The sequence below is a fragment of the Dermacoccus nishinomiyaensis genome (assembly GCF_900447535.1).
Lineage (GTDB): Bacteria > Actinomycetota > Actinomycetes > Actinomycetales > Dermatophilaceae > Dermacoccus > Dermacoccus nishinomiyaensis.
This window is the reverse complement of record NZ_UFXX01000001.1, coordinates 1964789-1986116: the sequence shown is the minus strand read 5'-3', so window position 1 is coordinate 1986116 and position 21328 is coordinate 1964789. Positions and strand designations below refer to the sequence as shown.

The 21328-nt window shown below is 69.8% G+C and carries 21 protein-coding genes and 1 pseudogene; 14 read left to right on the top strand and 8 right to left on the bottom strand.

The genetic code is table 11. The features are described from left to right. Nucleotides 1-169 precede the first annotated feature (169 nt). Nucleotides 170-1057, bottom strand: a complete 888-nt coding sequence (locus DYE07_RS14765; protein WP_050786507.1) for a CPBP family intramembrane glutamic endopeptidase — start codon at nucleotides 1055-1057, stop codon at nucleotides 170-172. Between the two features lie 604 nt (nucleotides 1058-1661). Here DYE07_RS14765 and DYE07_RS09230 point away from each other — a divergent pair. Continuing rightward, nucleotides 1662-1949 carry a hypothetical protein gene (locus DYE07_RS09230; protein WP_115296822.1) on the top strand — a complete coding sequence of 96 codons (288 nt, stop codon included), beginning with the start codon at nucleotides 1662-1664 and terminating at the stop codon, nucleotides 1947-1949. Between the two features lie 328 nt (nucleotides 1950-2277). Here the strand turns inward: DYE07_RS09230 and DYE07_RS09225 are convergent, their stop codons facing one another. Further along, nucleotides 2278-2481: a hypothetical protein gene (locus DYE07_RS09225; RefSeq protein WP_115296821.1), complete on the bottom strand. Its 204-nt coding sequence runs from the start codon at nucleotides 2479-2481 to the stop codon at nucleotides 2278-2280. A 268-nt stretch (nucleotides 2482-2749) separates the two neighbouring features. Between DYE07_RS09225 and DYE07_RS09220 the strand changes: the two genes are divergently transcribed. Next, nucleotides 2750-4396, top strand: a complete 1647-nt coding sequence (locus tag DYE07_RS09220; RefSeq protein WP_006945103.1) for an SDR family NAD(P)-dependent oxidoreductase — start codon at nucleotides 2750-2752, stop codon at nucleotides 4394-4396. 344 nt (nucleotides 4397-4740) lie between these two features. On the opposite strand, the gene DYE07_RS09215 is transcribed toward DYE07_RS09220, so the two are convergent. Further along, a complete protein-coding gene (locus tag DYE07_RS09215; protein ID WP_172462980.1) occupies nucleotides 4741-5280 on the bottom strand; it encodes a PrsW family glutamic-type intramembrane protease in 540 nt (179 codons plus the stop codon). Nucleotides 5281-5600: 320 nt separating this feature from the next. Here DYE07_RS09215 and DYE07_RS09210 point away from each other — a divergent pair, with 320 nt between their 5' ends. The 5 genes from DYE07_RS09210 (at nucleotide 5601) to DYE07_RS09190 (ending at nucleotide 11971) form a co-directional block, all read left to right on the top strand. Beyond that, complete coding sequence (locus DYE07_RS09210) at nucleotides 5601-5858, top strand: hypothetical protein (protein WP_074040484.1); 258 nt, start codon at nucleotides 5601-5603, stop codon at nucleotides 5856-5858. Next, on the top strand, nucleotides 5855-6211 hold the full coding sequence (locus DYE07_RS09205) for a hypothetical protein (RefSeq protein ID WP_006945125.1): 357 nt from the start codon (nucleotides 5855-5857) through the stop codon (nucleotides 6209-6211). Before DYE07_RS09210 ends, DYE07_RS09205 begins: the two co-directional genes overlap by 4 nt. Beyond that, the gene (gene lysX, locus DYE07_RS09200) at nucleotides 6208-9534 is read left to right on the top strand and encodes a bifunctional lysylphosphatidylglycerol synthetase/lysine--tRNA ligase LysX (protein ID WP_115296819.1); all 3327 of its coding nucleotides are present in this window, start codon (nucleotides 6208-6210) and stop codon (nucleotides 9532-9534) included. Before DYE07_RS09205 ends, lysX begins: the two co-directional genes overlap by 4 nt. Before the next feature lie 279 nt (nucleotides 9535-9813). Beyond that, nucleotides 9814-10707 (top strand): SGNH/GDSL hydrolase family protein, encoded by an 894-nt coding sequence (locus DYE07_RS09195; RefSeq protein ID WP_172462979.1) that lies wholly within the window; start codon nucleotides 9814-9816, stop codon nucleotides 10705-10707. A gap of 154 nt (nucleotides 10708-10861) precedes the next feature. Continuing rightward, nucleotides 10862-11971, top strand: coding sequence for an LLM class flavin-dependent oxidoreductase (locus tag DYE07_RS09190; RefSeq protein ID WP_006945122.1), 1110 nt, complete (start codon nucleotides 10862-10864; stop codon nucleotides 11969-11971). Nucleotides 11972-12109: 138 nt separating this feature from the next. On the opposite strand, the pseudogene DYE07_RS09185 reads toward DYE07_RS09190, so the two are convergent. Both DYE07_RS09185 and DYE07_RS14760 read right to left on the bottom strand, forming a co-directional pair. Then, nucleotides 12110-12343 (bottom strand): annotated as a pseudogene (locus DYE07_RS09185) (DUF2252 family protein); the annotation flags it as partial. 57 nt (nucleotides 12344-12400) lie between these two features. Next, on the bottom strand, nucleotides 12401-12538 hold the full coding sequence (locus DYE07_RS14760; protein WP_156444997.1) for a hypothetical protein: 138 nt from the start codon (nucleotides 12536-12538) through the stop codon (nucleotides 12401-12403). Between the two features lie 126 nt (nucleotides 12539-12664). On the opposite strand from DYE07_RS14760, the gene DYE07_RS09180 reads away from it, so the two are divergent. Continuing rightward, a complete protein-coding gene (locus tag DYE07_RS09180; protein ID WP_006945043.1) occupies nucleotides 12665-13141 on the top strand; it encodes a low molecular weight protein-tyrosine-phosphatase in 477 nt (158 codons plus the stop codon). Between the two features lie 6 nt (nucleotides 13142-13147). Here the strand turns inward: DYE07_RS09180 and DYE07_RS09175 are convergent, their stop codons facing one another. Next, complete coding sequence (locus DYE07_RS09175) at nucleotides 13148-13567, bottom strand: hypothetical protein (RefSeq protein ID WP_006945067.1); 420 nt, start codon at nucleotides 13565-13567, stop codon at nucleotides 13148-13150. A 326-nt stretch (nucleotides 13568-13893) separates the two neighbouring features. On the opposite strand from DYE07_RS09175, the gene DYE07_RS15155 reads away from it, so the two are divergent. The 5 genes from DYE07_RS15155 to DYE07_RS09150 all read left to right on the top strand — a co-directional run bounded on the left by DYE07_RS15155 (nucleotide 13894) and on the right by DYE07_RS09150 (nucleotide 18648). Continuing rightward, complete coding sequence (locus tag DYE07_RS15155; RefSeq protein ID WP_239303400.1) at nucleotides 13894-14508, top strand: antitoxin; 615 nt, start codon at nucleotides 13894-13896, stop codon at nucleotides 14506-14508. A 182-nt stretch (nucleotides 14509-14690) separates the two neighbouring features. After that, nucleotides 14691-15833, top strand: a complete 1143-nt coding sequence (locus DYE07_RS15150; protein ID WP_237723824.1) for a hypothetical protein — start codon at nucleotides 14691-14693, stop codon at nucleotides 15831-15833. Then, complete coding sequence (locus DYE07_RS15145) at nucleotides 15830-16477, top strand: DNA integrity scanning protein DisA nucleotide-binding domain protein (protein WP_237723827.1); 648 nt, start codon at nucleotides 15830-15832, stop codon at nucleotides 16475-16477. Before DYE07_RS15150 ends, DYE07_RS15145 begins: the two co-directional genes overlap by 4 nt. A 41-nt stretch (nucleotides 16478-16518) precedes the next feature. Then, nucleotides 16519-16896: a DUF6394 family protein gene (locus DYE07_RS09155; protein WP_006945029.1), complete on the top strand. Its 378-nt coding sequence runs from the start codon at nucleotides 16519-16521 to the stop codon at nucleotides 16894-16896. Nucleotides 16897-16899: 3 nt separating this feature from the next. Beyond that, on the top strand, nucleotides 16900-18648 hold the full coding sequence (locus tag DYE07_RS09150; protein ID WP_115296816.1) for an NAD-binding protein: 1749 nt from the start codon (nucleotides 16900-16902) through the stop codon (nucleotides 18646-18648). 92 nt (nucleotides 18649-18740) lie between these two features. On the opposite strand, the gene DYE07_RS09145 is transcribed toward DYE07_RS09150, so the two are convergent. Further along, on the bottom strand, nucleotides 18741-19370 hold the full coding sequence (locus tag DYE07_RS09145; protein ID WP_006945032.1) for a GNAT family N-acetyltransferase: 630 nt from the start codon (nucleotides 19368-19370) through the stop codon (nucleotides 18741-18743). A 235-nt stretch (nucleotides 19371-19605) separates the two neighbouring features. Here DYE07_RS09145 and DYE07_RS09140 point away from each other — a divergent pair, with 235 nt between their 5' ends. Next, complete coding sequence (locus tag DYE07_RS09140) at nucleotides 19606-20034, top strand: DUF6918 family protein (RefSeq protein WP_006945141.1); 429 nt, start codon at nucleotides 19606-19608, stop codon at nucleotides 20032-20034. Nucleotides 20035-20459: 425 nt separating this feature from the next. On the opposite strand, the gene DYE07_RS09135 is transcribed toward DYE07_RS09140, so the two are convergent. After that, nucleotides 20460-21254 (bottom strand): LOG family protein, encoded by a 795-nt coding sequence (locus DYE07_RS09135; protein WP_237723828.1) that lies wholly within the window; start codon nucleotides 21252-21254, stop codon nucleotides 20460-20462. Between the last annotated feature and the right edge of the window lie 74 nt (nucleotides 21255-21328).

Sequence of the window (21328 nt, the reverse complement as noted above, 5' to 3'; positions counted from 1 at the left end):
GCGGCGCGCCCGCCGGGCGTCCTGGCTATCGGCGAACTCACCGGCACGCCACGCGGAGACGAAAGCGCCGATGACGCCGCACAGCCGCCGCGCCGCGACGAACAGCCGCGGCGAGCAACCGTGGCGAATGTGGACGAAAATCGCAGATGCGGACGCGTATCGCAGCTGGTCACAACCAGCGGCCGACCTGTTCGTGCTGCGGGCCGGGGAGACGTCGGACGGGGGTCTTCCAGTCGACGCCGTACTGCTTGCCGACCCACCACCACAGCCACGCCGTGATGCCGAAGATCAGCGGCAGCGAGAACAGCAGCGCAGCAGGGTTGACGGCGCCCTGCTCGAGCGAGTTCGGCGTCAGTGGCGCGAGCAAGAACGACATCGTGTTGTTCGCCGCATGCACGAGGATCGCCAGTTCGAGGCCGCCGGAGCGCCACACCAGCGCTCCCATGCACAACGCGAAGCAGGCGATGTCGATCTGGCCGACCCAGTCATACCCGTGGCCGAGCATGAACAGCGGCACGGGCAGGATGATGCCCCACAGCGGCGACTTCAGCCACGTCCCGAGCGCCTGCTGCGGCATGCCGCGAAACAGGTACTCCTCGCCCGCGCACTGCAACGGCGTCAGCACGAGGATGATGACGTACGACGCGACGAGTGACGCCGAGAGAGGCGGCACCGTCAGTTCGTCGCGGCCGAACAGCAGGGGCGGCACGAGGATCACGAGGGCATAGATCGGCACGACGACGCGCGCCGCACGCCCCAGCAGACCCCAGCGGAATCGCCCGAACACCGAGTGGATCGACCCGCGACGCCCGGCGCCCCACCACGACGCGAGCACGACGATGGGGACGAGCGCCGCGAGCGGACCGAGCATCGCCATCAGGTCGGCCGGGTTGCCACCGTCCTCGAGGCTCTCGCTCGCAGCGGGCAGGCCGAGGCCCTCCCATGCGAGCGCGACGACGCCCAGCGCGATCATCATGACGATCGTGACACCGAACGCCACACCCAGCGTCGCGAAAGGACGCCACCACTGCGCGACGCGCCAGTCGATGCGTGCCATGCGGTGATACGGCAACGGCTTCGGTTGCTCGAATGCCCACGCCGGGGGTGGCTTGCGCGGACCGGCTTGCGCTGCAACGGGATACGCAGCGCCGGGCGACGCCGGCGCCAACAACACCCCAGGCGGATACTGAGGCTGCGGAGCTGACGGCTGGGACCAACTAGCCGGCGCAGGCGCACCCGAAGCTGCGGGCCGGGGAGCTGACGGCGGGGGCCACCCGCCCGGGGCGAACGATCCCACACCGGGGGCGTTCGGCGCCGGAGGAGGCGACGACATCGATCCTGTGGGCGGTTGTGACCAACCGTGCGGCATGGGTGCGCCTTCGTGCCATGCGTTGGGCAGCTGCCCCGTCGGTGCCGCGGCGTCGCTCGCGGAAGCTGCCGACGTGTGCGCCCGGGAATCCGGCGCGGGCGAACCCGGAACCGACGCCGGGGTCTCGCGCGGTCGCGGCGGAACGTAGCGCCAGGCGTCGTCGTCCGGATGGGTGCGTTCGTCGGTCACGATGCCTACTGTGTCACGCGTCGATGAGGGTGCGCTGAGCACCATGACATGACGCGGTGAGCCGGCACTAGGCCTTACGACACGAGATGGCACGGGTCGTGCGGTGTCCTCGTATGGCTCGGGTGACCCGTCCCCCACCGTTCACACGCTGCACACCGTCTACTGGGCACAGCCGATCGATGACGGCCTGCGCCACGACGCCGGCGAATGCCGCGCCCATGAACACGAGGAGCGCGACGTCAGGCCGCTCGTCGTCAACGCGACGGGGCCATTCGCGGGAGCCCTGTCGGCGGTGCCCGTCAACAACGCGGACAGCGCGCCGTCCGGCCACGCGTCATGCAAGCCCGCCGTCGGACGATCTGGTCGTGCGCAGCGAGCGACTGCTTTCTGACGCCGCACCACCCCCCGTCACCTCGTCCGACGGCTAACAGAGACGGCGCACCTTGAGACACCCGGCCCCACCTGCGAATTTCGTCCACCTTCGCAATTTCCGTCCACCTTCGCGAACCGCGTCCCCATGTGCGCTTCTCGGTCACATCGGCGATTTTCGTCCACGCTCGCGTCGTCGGCCCCCGTCACGAATGTGGACGAAAATCGCGGATGGGTACAGGCCGGCGGCGCCAAGAAGACGAGCGTAGGGGGACACGCCCCGGCGGCCGAGCCGGCCACGCCAGGCCGATTTCACCGCGCGGATGACACCCGGCGGGCGGCGCCGAACGTCAGCCCTGCGAACCGCGCCACAGGCGCATGGCGACGACGAGCGCCCCGCCGAGCGCCGCAGCCATGAGGCACACCGCAACGGGGTGGGCGCCGGCGCTCGCCATGCGGATCAGGACGACGGCCATGACGGCCAGCGAGATGCCGACGCCGAGCGTCACGATGAGTCGTTCCGCGAGTGAGATCTTGCGGTGTTCGTGGTTCATCGTGCACCTTTCTCCTGCCGACCTCGCGTTCAGCCGAACGCCCCCGAGGCCCTGCGCGCCGACCTCCCCCGAGGTCATCATTCTCACCCTATCTGGACGTCTGACTGAATTTCCGGACATCGCCTCGAGACACGCCGACCCCCACCGCCACCCGCCCCGCGAAAACACCGCCGGCTCCGGTCATGGCGGGGCAGAGTCTCACGGGGAGGCACACCCACCCATGAGGGCAGCGCCGGCTCGCCTCACCGGCAACCTCTAGAATCACGGCGTGAACGAACAGCCCGCAGAGGACGACGACGCCCGTGACGACGCGTCCGTCACACCTGAGCAGGAACAGCTGTTCGCCGAGACCGCGATCGATGCCGAGGACATGGCGACGACGTTGCGCGTCATCGGGATGCTGCACGAGTTGCCCGCGGGCCACCCCGACATCGAGACGGTGAAGCGCGCCGCGGGCACGATGTACAAGCGGGTGCGCAAGGCGCGTCGCGCGGAGGCGAGGGCTGCTGAGCTCGGCCCGTTGCGCGAGCAGGACGCGAAGGTGCTGGCGTCGACGGCGACGGGTTCGCCGCTGCGCATCGACGACGAGACGAAGGGAATCCCGTTGACGTCCAACGTCATCGGTGAGGTCGCCGGAGAGCTCAACACGCCGCGCGGGTGCTACATCTGCCACGCCAAGTACACGACCGTCGACGCGTTCTATCACTGGCTGTGCCCCAACTGCGCGGCGATGAGTCACGCGAAGCGTCACCAGCGCGTCGATCTGTGCGGCAAGCGCGCCCTGCTGACGGGCGGTCGCGCCAAGATCGGCATGTACATCGCGCTCATGCTGCTGCGCGACGGCGCGCACCTGACGATCACGACGCGTTTTCCCCGCGACGCCGCGCGTCGTTTCGCGGAGCTCGCCGACTCACCGGAGTGGATCGACCGCCTCAAGATCGTCGGCATCGACCTGCGTGACCCGACGCAGGTCATCGCCCTCGCCGACGAGGTCGCGGCCGACGGCCCGCTCGACATCCTCATCAACAACGCGGCGCAGACGGTGCGTCGCTCGCCGGGAGCGTACTCGAATCTCACTGCGGGAGAAGAGCTTCCGCTGCCGCGCGACGTCAAGCTGCCGCAGATCGTCCAGTTCGACCGCATCAGTGACGCTCACCCCGCGAACCTCGCCGGCACCCTCGCGGCCTATCAGCACACCCACGCCACTGACGAAGCCGAGCCCCAGCCCGACGCCGGACGTGACGTCCATGCGCCCGGCGTCACGCCCGCGGCCGGCCCGCTCAACCCGTCCGACGCTCTCGACCCGTCCCGCAGCGCGGCGGCGATGACGTCGCTCGCTCTGTCGGCGGGGCAGGCGAGCCTCGAGGCGCATCGGGCGGGCACGGCGGTCGACGCGGGTGGCCTGTTGCCCGACGTCGTCGACACGAACAGTTGGAAGCAGAAGGTCGAGGAAGTCGATCCGCTGGAACTCCTCGAAGTGCAACTCTGCAATTCAACAGCGCCGTTCCTGCTCGTCAGCCGTCTGCGCCCGGCGATGCGTGCGGCCGTCGCGCGGGGGGCGCGGCGCGCGTACGTCGTCAACGTCTCGGCGATGGAGGGGCAGTTCTCGCGCCGTTACAAGGGCCCCGGCCACCCGCACACGAACATGGCGAAGGCGGCGCTCAACATGATGACGCGCACGTCGGCGGGTGAGATGTTCGCGACCGACAAGATCCTCATGACGGCCGTCGACACCGGCTGGATCACCGACGAACGCCCGCACCACGAGAAGCTGCGCATCGCCGAGGAGGGCTGGCACGCGCCGCTCGACCTCGTCGACGGCGCCGCCCGCGTCTACGACCCGATCGTCATGGGTGAGAACGGAATCGACCAGTACGGCGTCTTTCTCAAGGACTTCGCCGAGCATCCCTGGTGACGGGCGCGCACCCCCGGCGCTCGGGGGGAGCAATCACCGTCACACCAGATCTCGAACGACCTCGTCGACGCCGGTGCCGCGACCACCCCAGGCCTGCAGGTGGTCGAGGTAGCCCTTCGGGGACGTGCTTGATCCGTTTCCTCTCCGCGCGACCGCCGACCTGACGCGCAGTCTGCAGGCCCTGCTTGCGCTCCTTGCGAGTGCCTGCAGCGCTGGCGACGACGTCGTCGAAGGCGACGAAACCCCCCGCGGCCAGGGCTTCGCGCGCGCTCGCGAGGTAGTGCCGCTCCTGCGCCCAGGCGTGCCGGGCGACGAGCAAGAACGCGGTGACGCTGACGGCGATCTCAAGGGGATCGCCGGGCCGTCGCGACCCTCGGGTACCGGCGAGTTCCACAGGAAGTGCAGCCCCCAACCCAGTGCGAAGAGCCCGTGGAACGTGAGCACGCGCCGCGCCAACGACACCCGACGAACGCGCCGACGAGCAGACCGTGCATCGACCGCCGCAACGTCCGCGAGGCCACGAGCATGATGATGACGACGCCGAGCATCTTCGCCCGTTCCTCGCTCGTGGGGCCCGCGATGGCGGCGCCCCGGTCGGCCCCCTTGCCCTCGGGCAGGGGCTTCGCCGACAAGGCGAACAGGTGGTCGTTCGCATGCATCGCGAGCCAGGCGAAGCCGTTGCGCGTGCTGAGTTTGCCCCCGTCGAAGGCGACAGCCACACCCTGCTCGTCGAGGTTTCGCACGATGCGGTCGGCGGTCGTGTCGAAGTCGACGCTACCGTCGACGACAGCCAGCGTCAGGGTCTGCTCGTCCTTCTCGAAGTAGGCCGAGGAGCGCGAGAAGGACAGTGCCGTCACCCCGCCCTCAGGTGCCCGGAACGTCACGGAGTCCCCGGTCAGCCCCCTCGAGCGTCTTCGTCTCACTCGCCGCGACCGTCTCGACGGGAGTCGGGGTCGCTGCCGAGATCGCTGCCAGCACGGCCCAGGTCGCGCCCAGGAGCGCCGTGATGGCCAGAGCGGGCCCCACCTGCGTGATCTTCATCTGCCCTCCGATGGCATCGCTCGGTCGTCAGGTCGATCGTCGCAGGTGGCCTCCTCCCCTCCACTCCCGCCATGCCCGAGCCGACGCCCCGAGCGCGACGAAGGCGCCCCGCAGGCCGCATGGTCTTCCAGGCAGGGGCGAAACGCTTTGCTAGCGTCATGACATGACTGCCACCCCTGCCAGAGAGGGCTCGTCGACGCCTGCGGGCGCGTCGTCGGCCCCGTCAGGGCGCGGCGGCTCCCGCGGCATCGTTCCGCGCGAGGACGCCTCGTCGCTCGTGTTGCTGTTCGCCGGTGCCTGCGCCGTCACGATCGCGGCGACGCGCGCGTACCTCGTCCTGACAGGCTACCCGCGGGTCGGCGGCGAGGTCTCCCACATCGCGCGCGCCCTCTGGGGCGGGCTGCTGCTGACGATCGCGTGAAGCTCGGTTCGCTCGCGGCGTCGATGTACCTCGCGTCAGCGGCCGTCGGTGTCATCGCAGGCATCCTGTCGCTCATCGCGTTCCGCGCCATGAGCCCGAAGCACCAGAACGTCGAGCGTGCGTTCCGTTACGGCTCCATCGCGATGGTCCTCATGCTCGCCGTCGCCAACTCCCTCGGCGCCTACACGAGCCAGTTCGAGATCCTGCTCGAAGCCGCCCTCCAGGCCCTCGCACTGTTGACACTCAACCTCTGGGCCCGCGCCGAACGCGCGAGACAGGAAGCAGCCCGCCTCCCAGAGACCCCCCATCCCGCAACGAACGCAGAGCACGTCGAAGGAGCACCGTCAGCATGAGCACCCCCACCCGTCACCACCCCGCGGTGGCGAACGACCACGGATGGTTGCCCAAGCTGCTGGGGCTGCTCGTCGCCCTGGGCGGCGTGTGGTCGCTCGTGTCGATCCCGCTGCCGCGCAGCGACTTCGCCGACTGGGTCGACGACATCTTCGCCGTCGTCGGCGTCCCCGCAGGCCCGAGTCTCTTCCTCGCCCTGTGTCTTCTCATCACCGCCGCCGCTCTGAAACGCGGGCTGCGCGCCGCGTGGGTCGTCGCCCTCGCCATCCTCGCCCTCCAGTTCGTGGCCTGCGCGATCGTCGCCGTCAGCATCTGCACGGACAGCCTCGACGAGGAAGTCGACGACATCACGATCGCCCTCATCGTCGTGACGACGATCGTCACCGGCGCATGGCTCGTCCTGCTCGTCATCCGGCGCAAGGACTTCCCGGCCCGCATGCGCTCAGGCTCCCTGCGGCGCGCGATCGGCACGCTGCTAGCCGGTCTGCTCGCCTGCATCGCCGTCATCTTCATGCTCTCCTGGGCGGCCCCCGGCGACCTGCACGGCGGTGAGCACCTGTGGTTCTCGATCCGCAGCGTCACCGGCATCTCCATGCCGCACGGCATCTCCGACGGCGCCAACGGGCCCCACTGGCTCGCCGCGTTCGCCGGCATCCTCGCCGCAGGCGTGCTGCTGCTGACGGTGTGGCGCTACACCGAATCGGCCGAACGCTCCGAGGTGCAGTCGGCCGCCGACGAACTGCACGTGCGCCGACTGCTCGCGCTGCACGGCAACCAGGATTCGCTCGGCTACTTCGCGACGCGCCGCGACAAGTCCGTCGTCTTCGCCCCCGACGGCGAGGCCGCCGTCAGCTACCGCGTCATCGGCTCCGTCTGCCTCGCGTCCGGCGACCCGCTCGGTGCCCGTGAGTCATGGCCCGCCGCCATCGGCGCCTGGCAGGCCCTCGCCCGCGAGCACGCGTGGCGCTCCGGCGTCCTGTCCGCCTCGGAGACGGGTGCGCGCGCCTACGTCGAGGCCGGGCTCAAGGCCCGCCCCCTCGGCGACGAAGCCGTGGTCGAACTCGACACGTTCAGCCTCGAAGGGCGCGCGATGCGCCCCGTCAAGCGCGCCGTCGCGCGCGTGCGTGAGGCCGGCTGCACCGTCGCCGTCGAACGCCACTCGCGTCTCGACGCCGAGACGCTGCACCAGATCACCGAACTGTCCGAGAAGTGGCGTGGCGACGAACCCGACCGCGGCTTCTCGATGGCCCTCAACCGCCTCGAGGACGCGACGGACGGCCGCTGCGTCGCCGTCCTCGTCCGTGACGCACAGGGTCAGATCGTCGCACTGCAGTCATTCGTGCCGTGGGGCACGCGAGGGCTGTCGCTCGATCTGATGCGCCGCTCCCCGAAGGCGCCGAACGGCGTCAACGAGGCCATGGTCGCGGCGCTCGCCGACGCGGCGTCCGACCTCGGCGTGCGCGAGGTGTCGCTCAACTTCGCGATGTTCCGCTCCGTGTTCACCGGTGCCGACAAGGTGGGCGCCGGCATCGGCGTGCGCCTCGCCGACCGCATCCTGTCGATCGGCAACCGCTTCTGGCAGCTCGAATCGCTGTACGAGGCGAACGCCAAGTACCTGCCGCGCTGGGACACCCGGTTCGTCTGCTTCGACTCCGTCGGCAGCCTGCCGCTCATCGGCATCGCCTCCGGCCGCGCCGAGGGCTTCCTGCCCGGCCACGCACCGCGCCCCAGCCACGACGCGGACACGATCGTCCACCTGCCCGACGGCGCCGAGGCGCCGCTGGCGCAGCTCGTCGCCGCGCAGGACGAGGAGCTGCTCACGCCCGCACGACCCGTGCAGCGCCTCACCGAGCAGCAGCGCGTGCGCCACGCCAAGCTCGACGTCCTGCGCGAGGCCGGCATGGAGCCCTACCCCGTCGACGTGCCGTACACGATGACGGTCGATCTTGCCCGCAAAGCGATTGTCGAAGGCAACGGGGTGGACGCCGGCGTCGTCTCCCTCAGCGGCCGCGTACGAGCGCTGCGCGACCTCGGCGGCGTCGTGTTCGCCTTCATCGAGGAGCACGACGTGCGCCTGCAGGTCGTGCTCGAGGCGGGCGCTGTCGATCCGCAGCTCATGCGGTTGTGGCGACGCACCGTCGACGTCGGCGACCACGTCTCCGTGACGGGCACACTCGGCCACAGCCGTCGCGGCGAACCGTCGCTGCTCGCGTCGTCGTGGTGCATGGCGTCGAAGTCGCTGCGCCCCATCCCCAGCGACCACACGGGCTTCACCAACCCCGAGGCACGCGTGCGTCAGCGCTACCTCGACCTCATCGTCAACAAGGATTCGGCAAATCTGCTGCGCGCGCGCTCGCGGGGCGTCAGCGCTCTGCGTCGCGCGTTCGAGGAGCGCGGCTACATGGAGGTCGAGACGCCGATGCTGCAGGCGGTGCACGGTGGCGCGAGCGCGCGACCGTTCCGCACGCACATCAACGCGTACAACGCCGACCTGTACCTGCGCATCGCGCCGGAGCTGTTCCTCAAGGAACTCGCCGTCGGCGGCATGGACCGCATCTTCGAGCTCAACCGCAACTTCCGCAACGAAGGCGCCGACGCGACGCACAACCCGGAGTTCACCTCCGTCGAGGCGTACGCCGCGCACGGCGACTACAACACGATGCGCGTGCTGACGCGCGAGCTCGTCCTCGAGGTCGCCACGGCCATCCACGGCGAGCCCGTCGCCGTCCGCCCCGACGGACACGGCGGCGTCGAGCGCCTGCGCCTCGACCACGAGTGGCCCGTCGTGCCCGTGCACGAAGCGGTCTCGAAGGCGACGGGCACGACGCTGACGTCGAACACGCCGCTGGAGAAGGTGCGCGCCGTGGCCGACGCGCACGACGTGCACTGGGCGGAGACGATGACGGCCGGTGAGGTCGTGCTCGAGCTGTACGACGAGCTCGTCGAGGGCCAGACGACGATGCCGGTGTTCTACACCGACTTCCCACTCGAGACGTCACCGCTGACGCGCACGCACCGCACCGACCCGAAGCTGTCGGAGCGCTGGGATCTCGTCGCGTTCGGCGCCGAGATCGGCACCGCGTACTCGGAGCTCGTCGACCCCGTCGACCAGCGCAACCGCCTCACCGAGCAGTCGTTCAAGGCTGCCGCCGGCGACCCCGAGGCGATGGAGGTCGACGAGAACTTCCTCGCCGCCCTCGAGTACGCCATGCCCCCGACGGGTGGGCTCGGCATCGGCGTCGACCGCCTCATCATGATGCTGACGGGCAACAACATCCGCGCGACGCTCGCGTTCCCGTTCACGCGACCCAACGAGGGGCAGTGATGGCGTAACCGTCGCCTTGTCGCCTTGTTCACAGCGTGGCGCGCATCGGTCGGCCAGGAGCGCTCTCCTCGTCGACGGGTGCGCGCCACGCTTCGTCGTGTGGGGTGTGGACGGGTCGGGCTGGGGCGCGGGTGCGTTGAGCCACGGCCGGGTTGGGGCGTTGAGGCGGGGCCGTCGGGTCTGGCGAAGATTAAGTCTGAAGAGACGATGTGGATAACGGTGCGGTGAACGCCGCGCGTCATTGCGCCGAAGTGCAGGTGAATGGGTGACGATGGGGGCATGCGTGACATCTCGGCGACCAACGGGGACGCCGACCGACGACCCCCTGCGCCGCGTGACCCTGTTTCACGGGAAACCACGTCGGGCTCCGCCGCACCGGACGAGGCGGCATCGGCTGACGCGCCATCCGATACGGGCGGGTCGTCGCTGCCCGGATATTCGCTGACGGACGTGCTGTTGCACGGCCCGGTGCTCATCGCGCAGGGGCGTCAGGTGCAGCGCGACGTGCCGCGCCTACCCGGTGCGGCCGGGCGCGAGGGCGTCACGAGCACGATCTGCGAGCACCGCGCCGAGCGGGACGGTCACGAGCCGCATCTCGTCGTGCTCGGCGACAGCGTGGCCGACGGTGCCGGCGTCGAACACCATCGCGACTCGATCGCGGGGCGCCTCGCGAGCCGCATGTCGGATCGGCTTGAACGGCCGGTCAGCTGGCACGTGCTCGCCCGCTCGGGCGCCGACGCCCGCGACGTCGCCCACCTCACCCAGCCCGCGAGCGCCCAGGCGCAACTCGCGCGCGCTGACGTCGTCGTCATCAGCGTCGGTGTCAACGACGTGAAGAACCTGCGCACCGAGGAGGCGTGGCGCGTCAGCCTGACGAAGCTGCTGACCCGCGTGACGGCGCTCGCCGGCGACTCCCCCGTCATCCTGCTCGGATTGCCGCCGATCGAGGCGCTGCCCGCGATGCCGCAGCAGCTCGGTAATGCCCTCGGCGGGCGCGCGCGTCGGTTCGAGGCGATCGCTGCGGCGATCGTCGCGGACTACCCCACCGCCCGCCACGTACCGCTGACGAACCCGAAATGGGCGCGCGACAAGGCCTTCGCCGACGACGGATTCCACCCCTCGCCGTGGCTGCACAAGAAGCTCGCGAAGGAGATCGACGCGCTGCTCGCGTGATCGGCGTTCGTGCGCGCACGGCGCTATCGGAGCCGGGCCGAAGCGACCACGCCCGACCAGGTGAGTCGATTCGTCCTCGTCGAGTCGGTCACGACTGACGCAGCGGGCACCATGTGACGCAGCCGGCCTGGACCCTTCGGGATGCAGCCCGGGAATGGGCGAGGCCGGGGCCCGCGTTGACGAGTGCGTGAGTGATTTCGACGCCGCCCAGAACACCGACCTGCGATCCCCTGACGAGACCTCCCACTCGGCCGGCTCCTTCGCGAAGAAGGCAGCCGACATTCCGCTGTCGATCCTCGACCTCGCGCAGGTCGGCAGCCATGAGAGCGTCGGCGACGCGATCCGCAGCAGCGTCGAGCTCGCGCAGCGGGCTGAGGCGACGGGTCGCTTCGAGCGCATCTGGTTCGCCGAGCACCACAACATGAAGCACATTGCGTCGGCGGCGACGTCCGTGCTGCTCGCGCATGTCGCGTCGCAGACGCAGACGATCCGCGTCGGTTCCGGCGGCGTCATGCTGCCGAACCACTCGCCGCTGACGATCGCCGAGCAGTTCGGCACGCTCGCCGAGCTGCACCCGGGCCGTATCGACCTCGGCCTCGGACGCGCGCCCGGCACGGATCAGCGCACCTGGCAGGCGCTTCGACGTGACCCGCACGCGAGCGACCGCTTCCCGCAGGACGTCGTCGAGCTGCAGGGGCTGCTCTCCGACACGAGCCCGCTCGCGGGCATCGAGGCGATCCCCGGCAAGGGCACGAACGTGCCGCTCTACATCCTCGGCTCGAGCATGTTCGGCGCGAAACTCGCTGCGGCGCTGGGCCTTCCGTACGCGTTCGCGAGCCACTTCGCACCCGATCAGCTGCAGGCCGCCGTCTACGCCTACCGTTCGGAGTTCAAGCCGAGCGCCCAGCTCGACGCGCCGTACGTCATCGCCGCGCTCAACGTCGTCGCCGCAGACACCGACGACGAAGCGTCCGCGATGTACGAAAAGGTGCTGCGTTCGCGCGTCGAGATGATAGCGACGCGCTTCGGCGTGGCCGATCGCGACTTCACCGACGCCGAGCTCGACATGCTGCTCGACTCGCCCGCCGGCCACCAGGCCAAGCACATGCTCACCTACACCGCGATCGGCGGCCCGGAGCGCATCGCCGCGTACCTCGAACAGTTCGCCGAGCACGCCATGGCCGACGAACTCATGATGACGAACTCCGCCCGCGGCCTCGACGCCCAGAAGCGCGCACTCGAGATCGTCGGCGGGATTCGCTGACGAACCCGCCCGGCGAGATCGGTGGCGGACAACGGCTCGGGCCCGACCTTCACGAGATGGCGGGTGACTCACAGGTAGGCAGGCAACTGGCCGCTTACCTGTGAGTTACCCGCCATCCTGCATGGCGACGCCGCGACGTCACCCGTTCAGGTCGGCGTGGTCGCGCTCGACCTGGTCCGCACAGTCCTGCGCGTACGCGGCGAGGGCCTCGTCGAGATCCTCGGCACCCTTGAGGTAACCCCGAAGCGCTGACGGGTGGAGCGTGCGCGTGTGCCCGCGCGCGAGGATGACGGCGCAGACCTGGCCGAAGTCTTCGAGCATCTGCCCGGCGAGGTCGAGCGGATCGATCGAACCTTCGCGTTGCGGAACTGCCGCAACGGTGACGCGGGCAGGCGCCCCTCCTGCGTCGAAAGGACGTAGTCGACGGCATCACGCTGCTGTGGCTGCGACAGCGCTGAACGAGCGATATCGGTCGGGGCAACACGTTCGGCGGCTGCGCTCGGCGTCGAACTGCGCCTGCGGTGTGAGTTCGGCTGCGTCGGCCGAGGGGTCGAGAGCGATGACCATGCCGTCATCTTCGCGCTGCCGCGCCACGGCCATCGGGCCTGACTCGGAACGCTTGACCTGACGACTCGATGCCCGCAGGGTCGCCGCGAATGGCCGCTATCGGTGGCAGATGCCAGGATGGCGAGCATGACTTCCGTCGTCTTCGTCTGCTGGGGAAACATCTGCCGCTCACCGATGGCCGAGCGCGTCGCCGCGAAATATTTCGCGGAGCACGGGCTCGGTGACGTCGAGCTGACGAGCGCCGCCACGTCGCGCGAAGAGATCGGCAACCCCATCGACCCGCGCGCCGTCCGTGAACTCGAGAAGGCCGGGTACGACGCGTCGAACCACGCGGCGCACCAGATCACGCGCGACGAGATCGACGCCTGTGACCTCGTCGTCGCGATGGAGGACATCCACCTCGAGCGCATGCGCGACATCTACGGTGGCGAGCTGCCCGACCACGTCGTCCTACTCACCGACTACGACCCGCAGGCGAACCCCGGCGACGGCGTGCCCGACCCCTGGTACGGCGGCCAGGACGGCTTCGTCACGACCCTCGCGACGATGGAACGCGCCATGCCCGGCCTCGCCGACGCGGTTCGCACGATCAAGCAGAGCTGACGGCGCTCAGCGCACGAGGTCGGTCTGCACGAGCGGCCCGGTGGGGGTGCTGCCCGGCGTGCCCGACGACGTGCCGTCCAACGTCGCGATGACGCGGCGGGCGTACGTCGGGTCACCCATCGCCTCGACGAGCAGCTCCTGCCACCCGAAGTCGGTCGAGCTCGCCATCGCCTCGTCGAGACCACCGATGAGCAGCGCGCCGGTGGCGCGACGCTTCGTGCCGACGACACGCTGCTCCATCCCGACGGTGAGCACGCCCGGCAGGCTGCCGGCCTTGAAACCCGCCGCGACGTCACCGCTCGCGGGCTGCCATTGGAGGTGGCGGCGCATGACGTCGGCGCCGGCGATCGAGCCGGCGGCGACGCGATCGTAGAGACGGACGAGGTCGTGGGCGCTCGTGCGTGTGCCGTTGCCCTGGGCCCGCACGCGCAGCCGCTTGAGCGCCGGCGCGTGGGCAGCGCCGTCAGCTGGGTAGTACCAGCGATCCCAGTCGCAGGGTGACGCGCGCGTCAGGATCGAGTCGGCCGCGGCTGACGGCCTCCGCGTACGCGACGAGGTGGAGCGCCTTGATCGCCGACGCCGACTGCTGCGGCGAGCGCGCCGGCAGTGTCGCTCGACAGGGCTGCGGTCATGGCGTCGCGGCGCGAGGGACCACGCGATGGTCATGTCACGCGAGCTGTTGCGCCGGGGACCTTTCGAGGCGCACGCTGTGTTGTACGAGTCAAGAGATCCATCGACGCAGGGAGACCACGATGTCATTCATGGACAAGATCAGGGCCAAGGCCACCGAACTCGGCCTCGACGAGAAGGCCGCCCTCGCCAAGGAGAAGGCCGCCGCGGCAGCCGACGCCAACCGTGACAAGATCGCCGGCGCCGTCGACAAGGCCGGCGCCACCGTCGATTCGAAGACGGGCGGCAAGTACAGCGACAAGATCAGCAAGGCTCAGGGCGCTGCGCTCAAGGGCGTCGACAAGGTTGCTGAGCAGGGCGCGGGGGCAGGCGCGGCAGCAGGTGCGGGCGCCGGCACGACGACGGGTTCGTTCGGCGAGACGGCCGTCGGCTCCGAGCGCGCCTACGACGCCGACCTCGCGGCCGGCGCACAGGACAGCGGTGAGACGGCGACGCAGCGCACCGTCGGCCAGGACGGCATGTCGGCGGCTGATGACCAGTCGCGCGGTGAAAACCCGGTCGAGCGCGCCATCGGCGCCGACGCACCGTCGTCGTCGCTCGACCCGAACACGTCGTACCAGGGCGAGGGTCTCGAGTCGGCCGGCTCCGAGGGCGACTTCGGTGGCGAGCGCCGCGCCAACACGAACGGCGACGGCGAGACGCCGATGCGTCGCGGCGGAGACGCTCCGCAGAGCTGACGCGAGCGCGCGACGCCCGTGGTGGGCGGCACTGAGCGACATTCCCCAAGGGTGGTGGTGCCGGGTCTCATGGCAACCTGGCCCCATCGCCCCACTCGGATCTGCCCGCGCCGTGGCAACGTCCGTCTGCCGAACGAATGCCCCTTTGGGGGGCACCGCCAAGGGATGAAACCATGGCGGGCATGGACCCCCGGATCAGCCTCGCGCCGCACATGTGGGACGGCCAGCACGAGCTGCGGTGGTCTATCGAGCGCATTGCCGACGAAGCCCTCGACCGCGCGGGCGTCGAACTCGACCCGCGCGGCTACCTCATCGGCATCCCTGACGGCGACGATGCGCTGCCCGTCCTCGTCGACCCACAGCGCGACGCGTTCGACGTCACCCGCCTCGAGAATTTGCACCCGCACTTCACGTCGCTGTTCGAGGAGCGTCGCGCGCGCATGTGCCCGTCGCGCACCGACGATGAGTCGACGGCGACCTGGCACCCCGACCACTACCTCGCCGCTCTGCGCGAGGGGTGCCGCCGCGACGTGATGCGCGAGGCCCTGACGCGTGCGGCGACGTTCGCCGACCGCGTCGTCCATGTCGGCATCAGCATCGTCGTCGGCGACTACCGCGTCTTCCCGGTGCTCGCGGTGCTGCGCGACCCTGCGAGTGAAGTGCCGCGCCTACGCACGACGCTCGCTGACGGCCTCGGCGTGCCCGGCAACTTTCCCGAGGCCGTCATCGACGACGTGCTGCGCGCCGCGAGCCACGAACTCGACCGCGTCCACCCCGGTTCGCTCATCGGCCTCGACGCCGGCGCTGTGCTGCGTTCGGCGGCCGACACGTTCATCAACGGGTGCGCCTCACGCGCCGGGCAGAAGTTTCCGCACGGCCTGCGCGACGCGTGCGACGCCGTCAGCGCGCAGACGTACGAGGGCCGCGCGAGCCTCGGCTCCGTCGTCCTCGCCCCCCAGGGGCACCCCGACGTCGCGTGCGAGGTGACGTTCGAGCACGACGTGCCCGTCGGCGTGCCACGCTCGTTCCGCAAGGCCCTCGAGATGACGGGCCCCGGCTTCGAGCTGCTGTGCGACGGGCGCACCGTCTACGGCATCGGGCGCATGCTCAGGGGTACGCCCCGGCGACGGAGGAGGTATTCGAGATCAAGGTCGTCGGCAACGGCGCGTGGGAGCTGTGGCACGCCGACACGCCGTTCCTGCGCGTCGACAACGGCGAGCCGAGCCTGCCGCGCGACGTCATCGACGTCGAGACGTTCGCGCACGCCGTCAACCGCGTCTTCCCCGACGCGCTCAGCGAGCACGTCGACGCGCTGTGGGGCATGACGCAGGCCTGCGTCCGGCAGCAGCACGGCACGATGCTCGTCGTCCACCCCGACGCGCGCCGCGAGGGGGAACGCCTGCTGCCGCAGGCCTACACGATCGAGCCCACGCACCTGGGCGCGCACGCGTTCGATGCGCTGACGAAGATCGACGGCGCTGTCCTCGTCAGCCCTGACGGCAAGTGTCACGCCGTCGGCGTCATTCTCGACGGCGCAGCCACCGGCACCGGCGACATCTCACGCGGTGCTCGCTACAACTCCGCCATCCGGTACCTCGCAGGGCGAGGCAAGGGCTCGATGGTCATCATCGTCAGCGAGGACGGGCGCGTCGACATCCTGCCGCACGTGGCGCGGCGCGTGCGGCGCGCGTCGGTCGAACGCGCCGTCGCACAGCTCGTGCGAGCCGCCGACGGCACGACCGACTACGAGAAGTTCTCGCGCCTCGACTCGCGTGCCGCAGCGCTCGAGTTCTACTTCGACGCCGAGCAGTGCGAGGCCGTCAACGAGGCCCGCGAGAGCGTCGAACAGCAGCGCTGGGCCGAGGAGCGTGTGCGCATGCAGGTCGTGCCCATCGCGCCGCACCCGGCCATGGACGACTCGTACTTCATCTCACCGGGAGCCGAAGGGCCCCCGGCCCCGCCGAACTGAGCGTGCCGGCCCGCAGCGGCGTCCCCGTTAGGCTCGGGGACATGAACCTCGAGAAAGTCGTCTTCGGCTTCTTCGTGCTGCTGTCGGCCACGATGAACTTCGGTTTCTTCATCGGCGACATGGCCGAGCCGAAACTGCACAACATCAACGAGCTGTACGTCGCGATCTTCGTCAACCTCATCGCACTCGTGCTGAAGTTCGGCGACCGCACGCAGATCGGCGCCGTGCACCTCGCGACGTCGCTCGTCGCCGTCCTGCAGCTCGTCGCGGCGGCCGCGTACTACGTCCTGGCCGGCGGCTATCACAACAGCCCCGGGACGACGGCGAGCATCGTCAGCCTCTCCGGCGGCGCGCTGCTCGCGAACATCGTCTCGGTCGTCCTGCTCGTCTCGGAGACGATCTCCTACCGTCGCCGCTGAGCCATGAACAACCTGCTCGCCTTCCTCGTCCGACGCCCGACGCGGCACACTACGCGCGTGCGGCGCGCCGTGGAGATCCCCGACGAGGCGCCGTCGACGGACGCGATCTTCATCGTCATCCGACGCATGCGCGCGCCGCTGATCTTCATCATCACGGTGTTCGCGATCTCCGTGCTCGGCCTGACGCTCGTGCCCGGCCGTGATGAGGGCGGCCACACGACGCACCTGAGCGCGTTCGAGGCGTTCTACTTCATCTCCTACACCGCCTCGACGATCGGGTTCGGCGAGATCTACCCGTTCACGACGCCGCAACGCATGTGGGTGACGGTGTGCATCTTCATGACGGTCGTCGGATGGGCGTACGCGATCGGAACGCTGCTGTCATTGCTGCAGTCGGCCAGTTTTCAGCACGCGCTCGCGATGCAGCGCTTCCGCGCGAAGGTCAAGCGCATCCGTGAGCCGTTCCTCATCGTCTGCGGGTACGGCCAGGCGGGGCGTCAGGTCTGTCGCGAACTCGACTTCCAGGGGCGCCGGTTCGTCGTCATCGACCGGCACGAAGGGCGCCTCGACCGCATCATGACCGACGAGCTGCAGAGCGAGGTGCCCGCGCTCGAGGCGAACGCGAGCCTGCCCGCGGTGCTCGGCATGGCGGGCCTCGCCAACCAGCACTGCGACGGCGTGCTCGCCCTGACCGATGACGACACCGACAACCTCGCCATCGTCATGAACGCCACGGTGCTGCGCCCCGGCATGAGCGTCATCGCGCGCTGCACCGACGCGCGCGTCGAGGAAAGCATGCGCGACTTCGCACCGAACGCCGTCATCAACCCGAGCGACCGCTACGGCGCCTACCTCGTGCTCGCGCTGCAACGGCCCGAGACGTACCGGCTCGTCACGTGGCTGATGGACCCGCGCGACCTGCCGCTGCCGCCGCGGTACGAACCGAAATCGGGCGGGACGTGGGTCGTCGCCTCCGGTGACGACTTCGGCGCCGAGGTGTCGAACGACCTGCATCGCGCCGGCATGCACGTCGTCATGGCCGACCCGGAAGAAGGCCACCCCGACGTCAGTGGCGCGAGCGGTTTCATCGCCGGTACGCGCAACGACACGACGAACCTCGCCCTCGCCGAGCACGCGAAGCTCGAGCGCAAGGACCTGTTCGTCGGCGTGCGCCAGCAGTCTGACGCGCGCGCGTCGATCATCACGGCGCTCGGCATCGACTCGGTGTTCACGCCCACCGAACTCGTCGCGCAGGAGAGCCTCGCGCGCGTCATCACGCCGCTGTTCTGGAGCTTCGTCGAATACGCGGTGACGCAGCCGGAAGAGTTCGCCGAGCGCCTCCTGACGAACCTGACGAACCGCTGCGGCGACGTCGCGAAGGACCGCGCGATCATCGACCTCTCCGCGGCCGGCTCGCCCGCGCTGCATCGCTGGCTGCTGCACGCCGAACTGACGATCGGACAGCTGCTCGCCAACCCCGACGACCGCGACTCGAAGCTCCCGCTCGTCGCGCTCATGCTCATCCGCAACGGTGAGCACATCTACGCACCCGACGACACGATGACGGTGACACCCGACGACCAGGTGCTCGTCGTCGGCCACCACTGGGGCCTCGAAGCACTCGTGCAGACACAGTTCAGCGACGCCTCCGCCGAATACATCGCCACCGGCGTGCAGGTGCCCGAGACGTGGGTGTGGCGGCGTCTGAACCGGTCGAAGCGGCGCAGTCGCTCGCGTCAGCCGGTGGGGTGACGGGGTTCGGGCTGGTCGTTCGGGGCTGACAGGCTCGGGGTCGCGTCGATCTTCGCCCGAAGACGCGTCGGATGTGACGCGTTTCCGCGCAATCAGGCCGGGTGGTCGGGGGCCTCCCATTCGCGACGCAGCAGCGAGTAGAGGCAGGCGTCGACGAACGCGCCGTCGATGACGCCGTCATCGACGAAGTAGCCCTCTCGCCGGAAACGCAGCTTCTCGAGCACGCGGCCTGACGCGACGTTGCCGGCGAAGACGTCGGCCTGCACGCGGTGGACGTCAGGGAGGCTGAACGCGTGGTCGACGAGTGCACGCACCACCTCCGTGCCGATCCCCTGGCCGGCGACGGCATCGTCGAGTGCGTAGTGGATGCGCGCGACGAGATGCGGTGTCGGAGCGTCGTCCTTCGTCCAGGCACGGGTGATCGCGAATCCGCAGTCACCGATCACGTGCCCCTCCCGTTCGACGACGAACTGGACCTCGGATCGTTCGTCGCTCGGCTTCGTCATGCGATCGATGCGCCGCTGGAACTTCTCCCGAAGCTGCGCTGAGGCGAGGCCGCCGTGGCTGAGCCAGCGGTAGACGTTCGGGCGGGTGCGGTAGGTGACGACCGCGTCGATGTCGTCACCCGTCATGACGCGCAGGACGGTGCGCCCGGTGACGAGCGGGTGTCTCGGCGCTGCCGAGGGAAGGGTGGTGCGGCGCTGTTCGCGGGGTTCGGTCACCGTCCTGTTGTACCGCGAGACGCCCGCCCGCTCTGCCCGGCCCCAGCCCGTGGGATCGGCTCTGGCGCGCCGCCCGTCGGCGGTGGCTGGCGAACGTGGACGAAAATCGCAGATGTGTACGGGGTGGGCGCCCTGGTGTGGTGGGGCAGGCGCGAAGGCGCATGATGCGCGGGCCGTCGACGAGGGCTGACGCTAGGCTGACGGGCGAAACGAACCGCTACAGAAAGGCATCATCATGTCGCTTTCCGAGAAGCTGTTGCAGCCGGCCGTGCGTCCCGCCGTCGCGAAGGATCTCGCTGCCACGATCGACTCCGAGGTCTCCGGCAAGAAGGGCCTGAGCGGCGCCGCGATCAAGACGGCGTACGCGGGCGCGAAGAAGAAGGTCGACGTTGCGTCGGCGCTCAACGACAACCTCGACCAGATCGTCGCGATCTTCGACCCGTACTGGGACGCCTTCGGTGGCCAGGGCGACTTCGGCGCATACCTCAAGGGTCGCGGCGACGAGGTGAGCGCCGACATACTCAAGATCGCCGATGCGCGCGCCAACTCGACGTCGCGCGACCAGATCGCGAAGGTCTACGGCACGTTCCGCGGCAAGGCCGCCGACATGATCAAGGACGCGCTGCCCGCCATCGGCGCGACGCTGCAGAAGCACGCCGCCTGACCGGCCCGCTCGACGCTCCCGTATCTGACGGTGCGGGGGCGTTCGCGTCTCGGGCTTCGGGCGTGCCCCTCCGAGGTCACTGCGGTGTGGGCGGGCCTGGCACCGACGGCAGGCGGGCTCGAGACCGTCGAGCAGCAACTGTCTGACGGCGGGGATGCCCTCCCACCAACCGCCGGCGTCAACGGTCGGGATGCTTTCGTCAGGCTCATCCTCGGGTGCGCTGACGTCGAGCCACTGACGCTGCCAGTCGGTGAGGTCGGCGTCATCGGTGTCATCACGACCGACGTTGTCAGCATCATCTCCGCCATCGGTGGCTCTGCCGGCAGGCGACTCGTTGCTCACTGCCGTTCTCGCCCAGGCAAACCCGCCGTCAGCAGGCGCCACCGTCGCCACGTGCGCGTCATCGACGTCGGCGGCCTCACCGCTCAAGCGCGCGAGCACATCCGGACGCGCCTCGACCCGCCGCGCAAACCCGCACCGCTGACGATGCAACGGGCGGCGAGAGCGTCGAGGGCCTCATCGATGGTCGGGGCGACGACGGCGTCGTCGACGACGCTCTGCCGGATGAACCCGGCGTCCGCCAGACCCTGCACCGCGTCGAGCAGCGGGCGCCAGAACCCTTTTACGTCAAGGAAACCCACCGGCTTGTCGTGGTAACCGATGGTGCGCCACGTCCAGACCTCGAAGATCTCCTCGAGCGTGCCGAGGCCGCCGGGCAGCGTGAGAAAGGCGTCGGCGCGCGTGGCCATGCCGGCCTTGCGCGTGTGCATCGTGTCGACCTCGTGGAACTCCGTGAGGTCGTGCCGCCCCCATTCGCGCTCGACCATGAGCGACGGAATGAACCCGACGACCTCGCCCCCGGCGTCGAGCGCGCCCTGGCTCACCGCGCCCATGAGGCCGCCGCCGCCCGCGCCGTACACGAGCGTCAGACCCCGTTCGGCGATGACTCGCCCCGCGTCGTACGCCGCGTCCATGAGCGCCGGGTGGGCGCCCGGCGTCGACCCGCAGAACACGGCGACGCTGCGCATCGTTCCGGCACTCGCGCCCGCTGAAGTCGACGACGCCGCGGTCGGCGTCGCCGCGATGCGGCCCGATGTGGCGGCGCTCATCCTGTCGCCATGCACGGCGTCCGCGGCCGTCGCGTCGCGAGAGGCCGTCGAACCGCTGACGGGTTCGTTCGCGCGCTCGCCGTGGCCGTCTCTCGCGCCGGTTTCACTCATGCACTCACCCTAGAGCCGGGCGGTGACAACGCACCCTGCCTGCTGGGCGAGCGTCCGAGTGGACTCCGCCCCCG

Bases quoted from the DNA above. Each gene is read 5' to 3' on its own strand.
- DYE07_RS14765 (WP_050786507.1), bottom strand. From the start codon at position 1,057: ATGGCACGCATCGACTGGCGCGTCGCGCAGTGGTGGCGTCCTTTCGCG.
- DYE07_RS09225 (WP_115296821.1), bottom strand. From the start codon at position 2,481: ATGAACCACGAACACCGCAAGATCTCACTCGCGGAACGACTCATCGTG.
- DYE07_RS09210 (WP_074040484.1), top strand. From the start codon at position 5,601: ATGACTGCCACCCCTGCCAGAGAGGGCTCGTCGACGCCTGCGGGCGCG.
- lysX (WP_115296819.1), top strand. From the start codon at position 6,208: ATGAGCACCCCCACCCGTCACCACCCCGCGGTGGCGAACGACCACGGA.
- DYE07_RS09195 (WP_172462979.1), top strand. From the start codon at position 9,814: ATGCGTGACATCTCGGCGACCAACGGGGACGCCGACCGACGACCCCCT.
- DYE07_RS09190 (WP_006945122.1), top strand. From the start codon at position 10,862: ATGGGCGAGGCCGGGGCCCGCGTTGACGAGTGCGTGAGTGATTTCGAC.
- DYE07_RS14760 (WP_156444997.1), bottom strand. From the start codon at position 12,538: ATGGTCATCGCTCTCGACCCCTCGGCCGACGCAGCCGAACTCACACCG.
- DYE07_RS09180 (WP_006945043.1), top strand. From the start codon at position 12,665: ATGACTTCCGTCGTCTTCGTCTGCTGGGGAAACATCTGCCGCTCACCG.
- DYE07_RS15155 (WP_239303400.1), top strand. From the start codon at position 13,894: ATGTCATTCATGGACAAGATCAGGGCCAAGGCCACCGAACTCGGCCTC.
- DYE07_RS15150 (WP_237723824.1), top strand. From the start codon at position 14,691: ATGGACCCCCGGATCAGCCTCGCGCCGCACATGTGGGACGGCCAGCAC.
- DYE07_RS15145 (WP_237723827.1), top strand. From the start codon at position 15,830: ATGACGCAGGCCTGCGTCCGGCAGCAGCACGGCACGATGCTCGTCGTC.
- DYE07_RS09155 (WP_006945029.1), top strand. From the start codon at position 16,519: ATGAACCTCGAGAAAGTCGTCTTCGGCTTCTTCGTGCTGCTGTCGGCC.
- DYE07_RS09150 (WP_115296816.1), top strand. From the start codon at position 16,900: ATGAACAACCTGCTCGCCTTCCTCGTCCGACGCCCGACGCGGCACACT.
- DYE07_RS09140 (WP_006945141.1), top strand. From the start codon at position 19,606: ATGTCGCTTTCCGAGAAGCTGTTGCAGCCGGCCGTGCGTCCCGCCGTC.
- DYE07_RS09135 (WP_237723828.1), bottom strand. From the start codon at position 21,254: ATGAGTGAAACCGGCGCGAGAGACGGCCACGGCGAGCGCGCGAACGAA.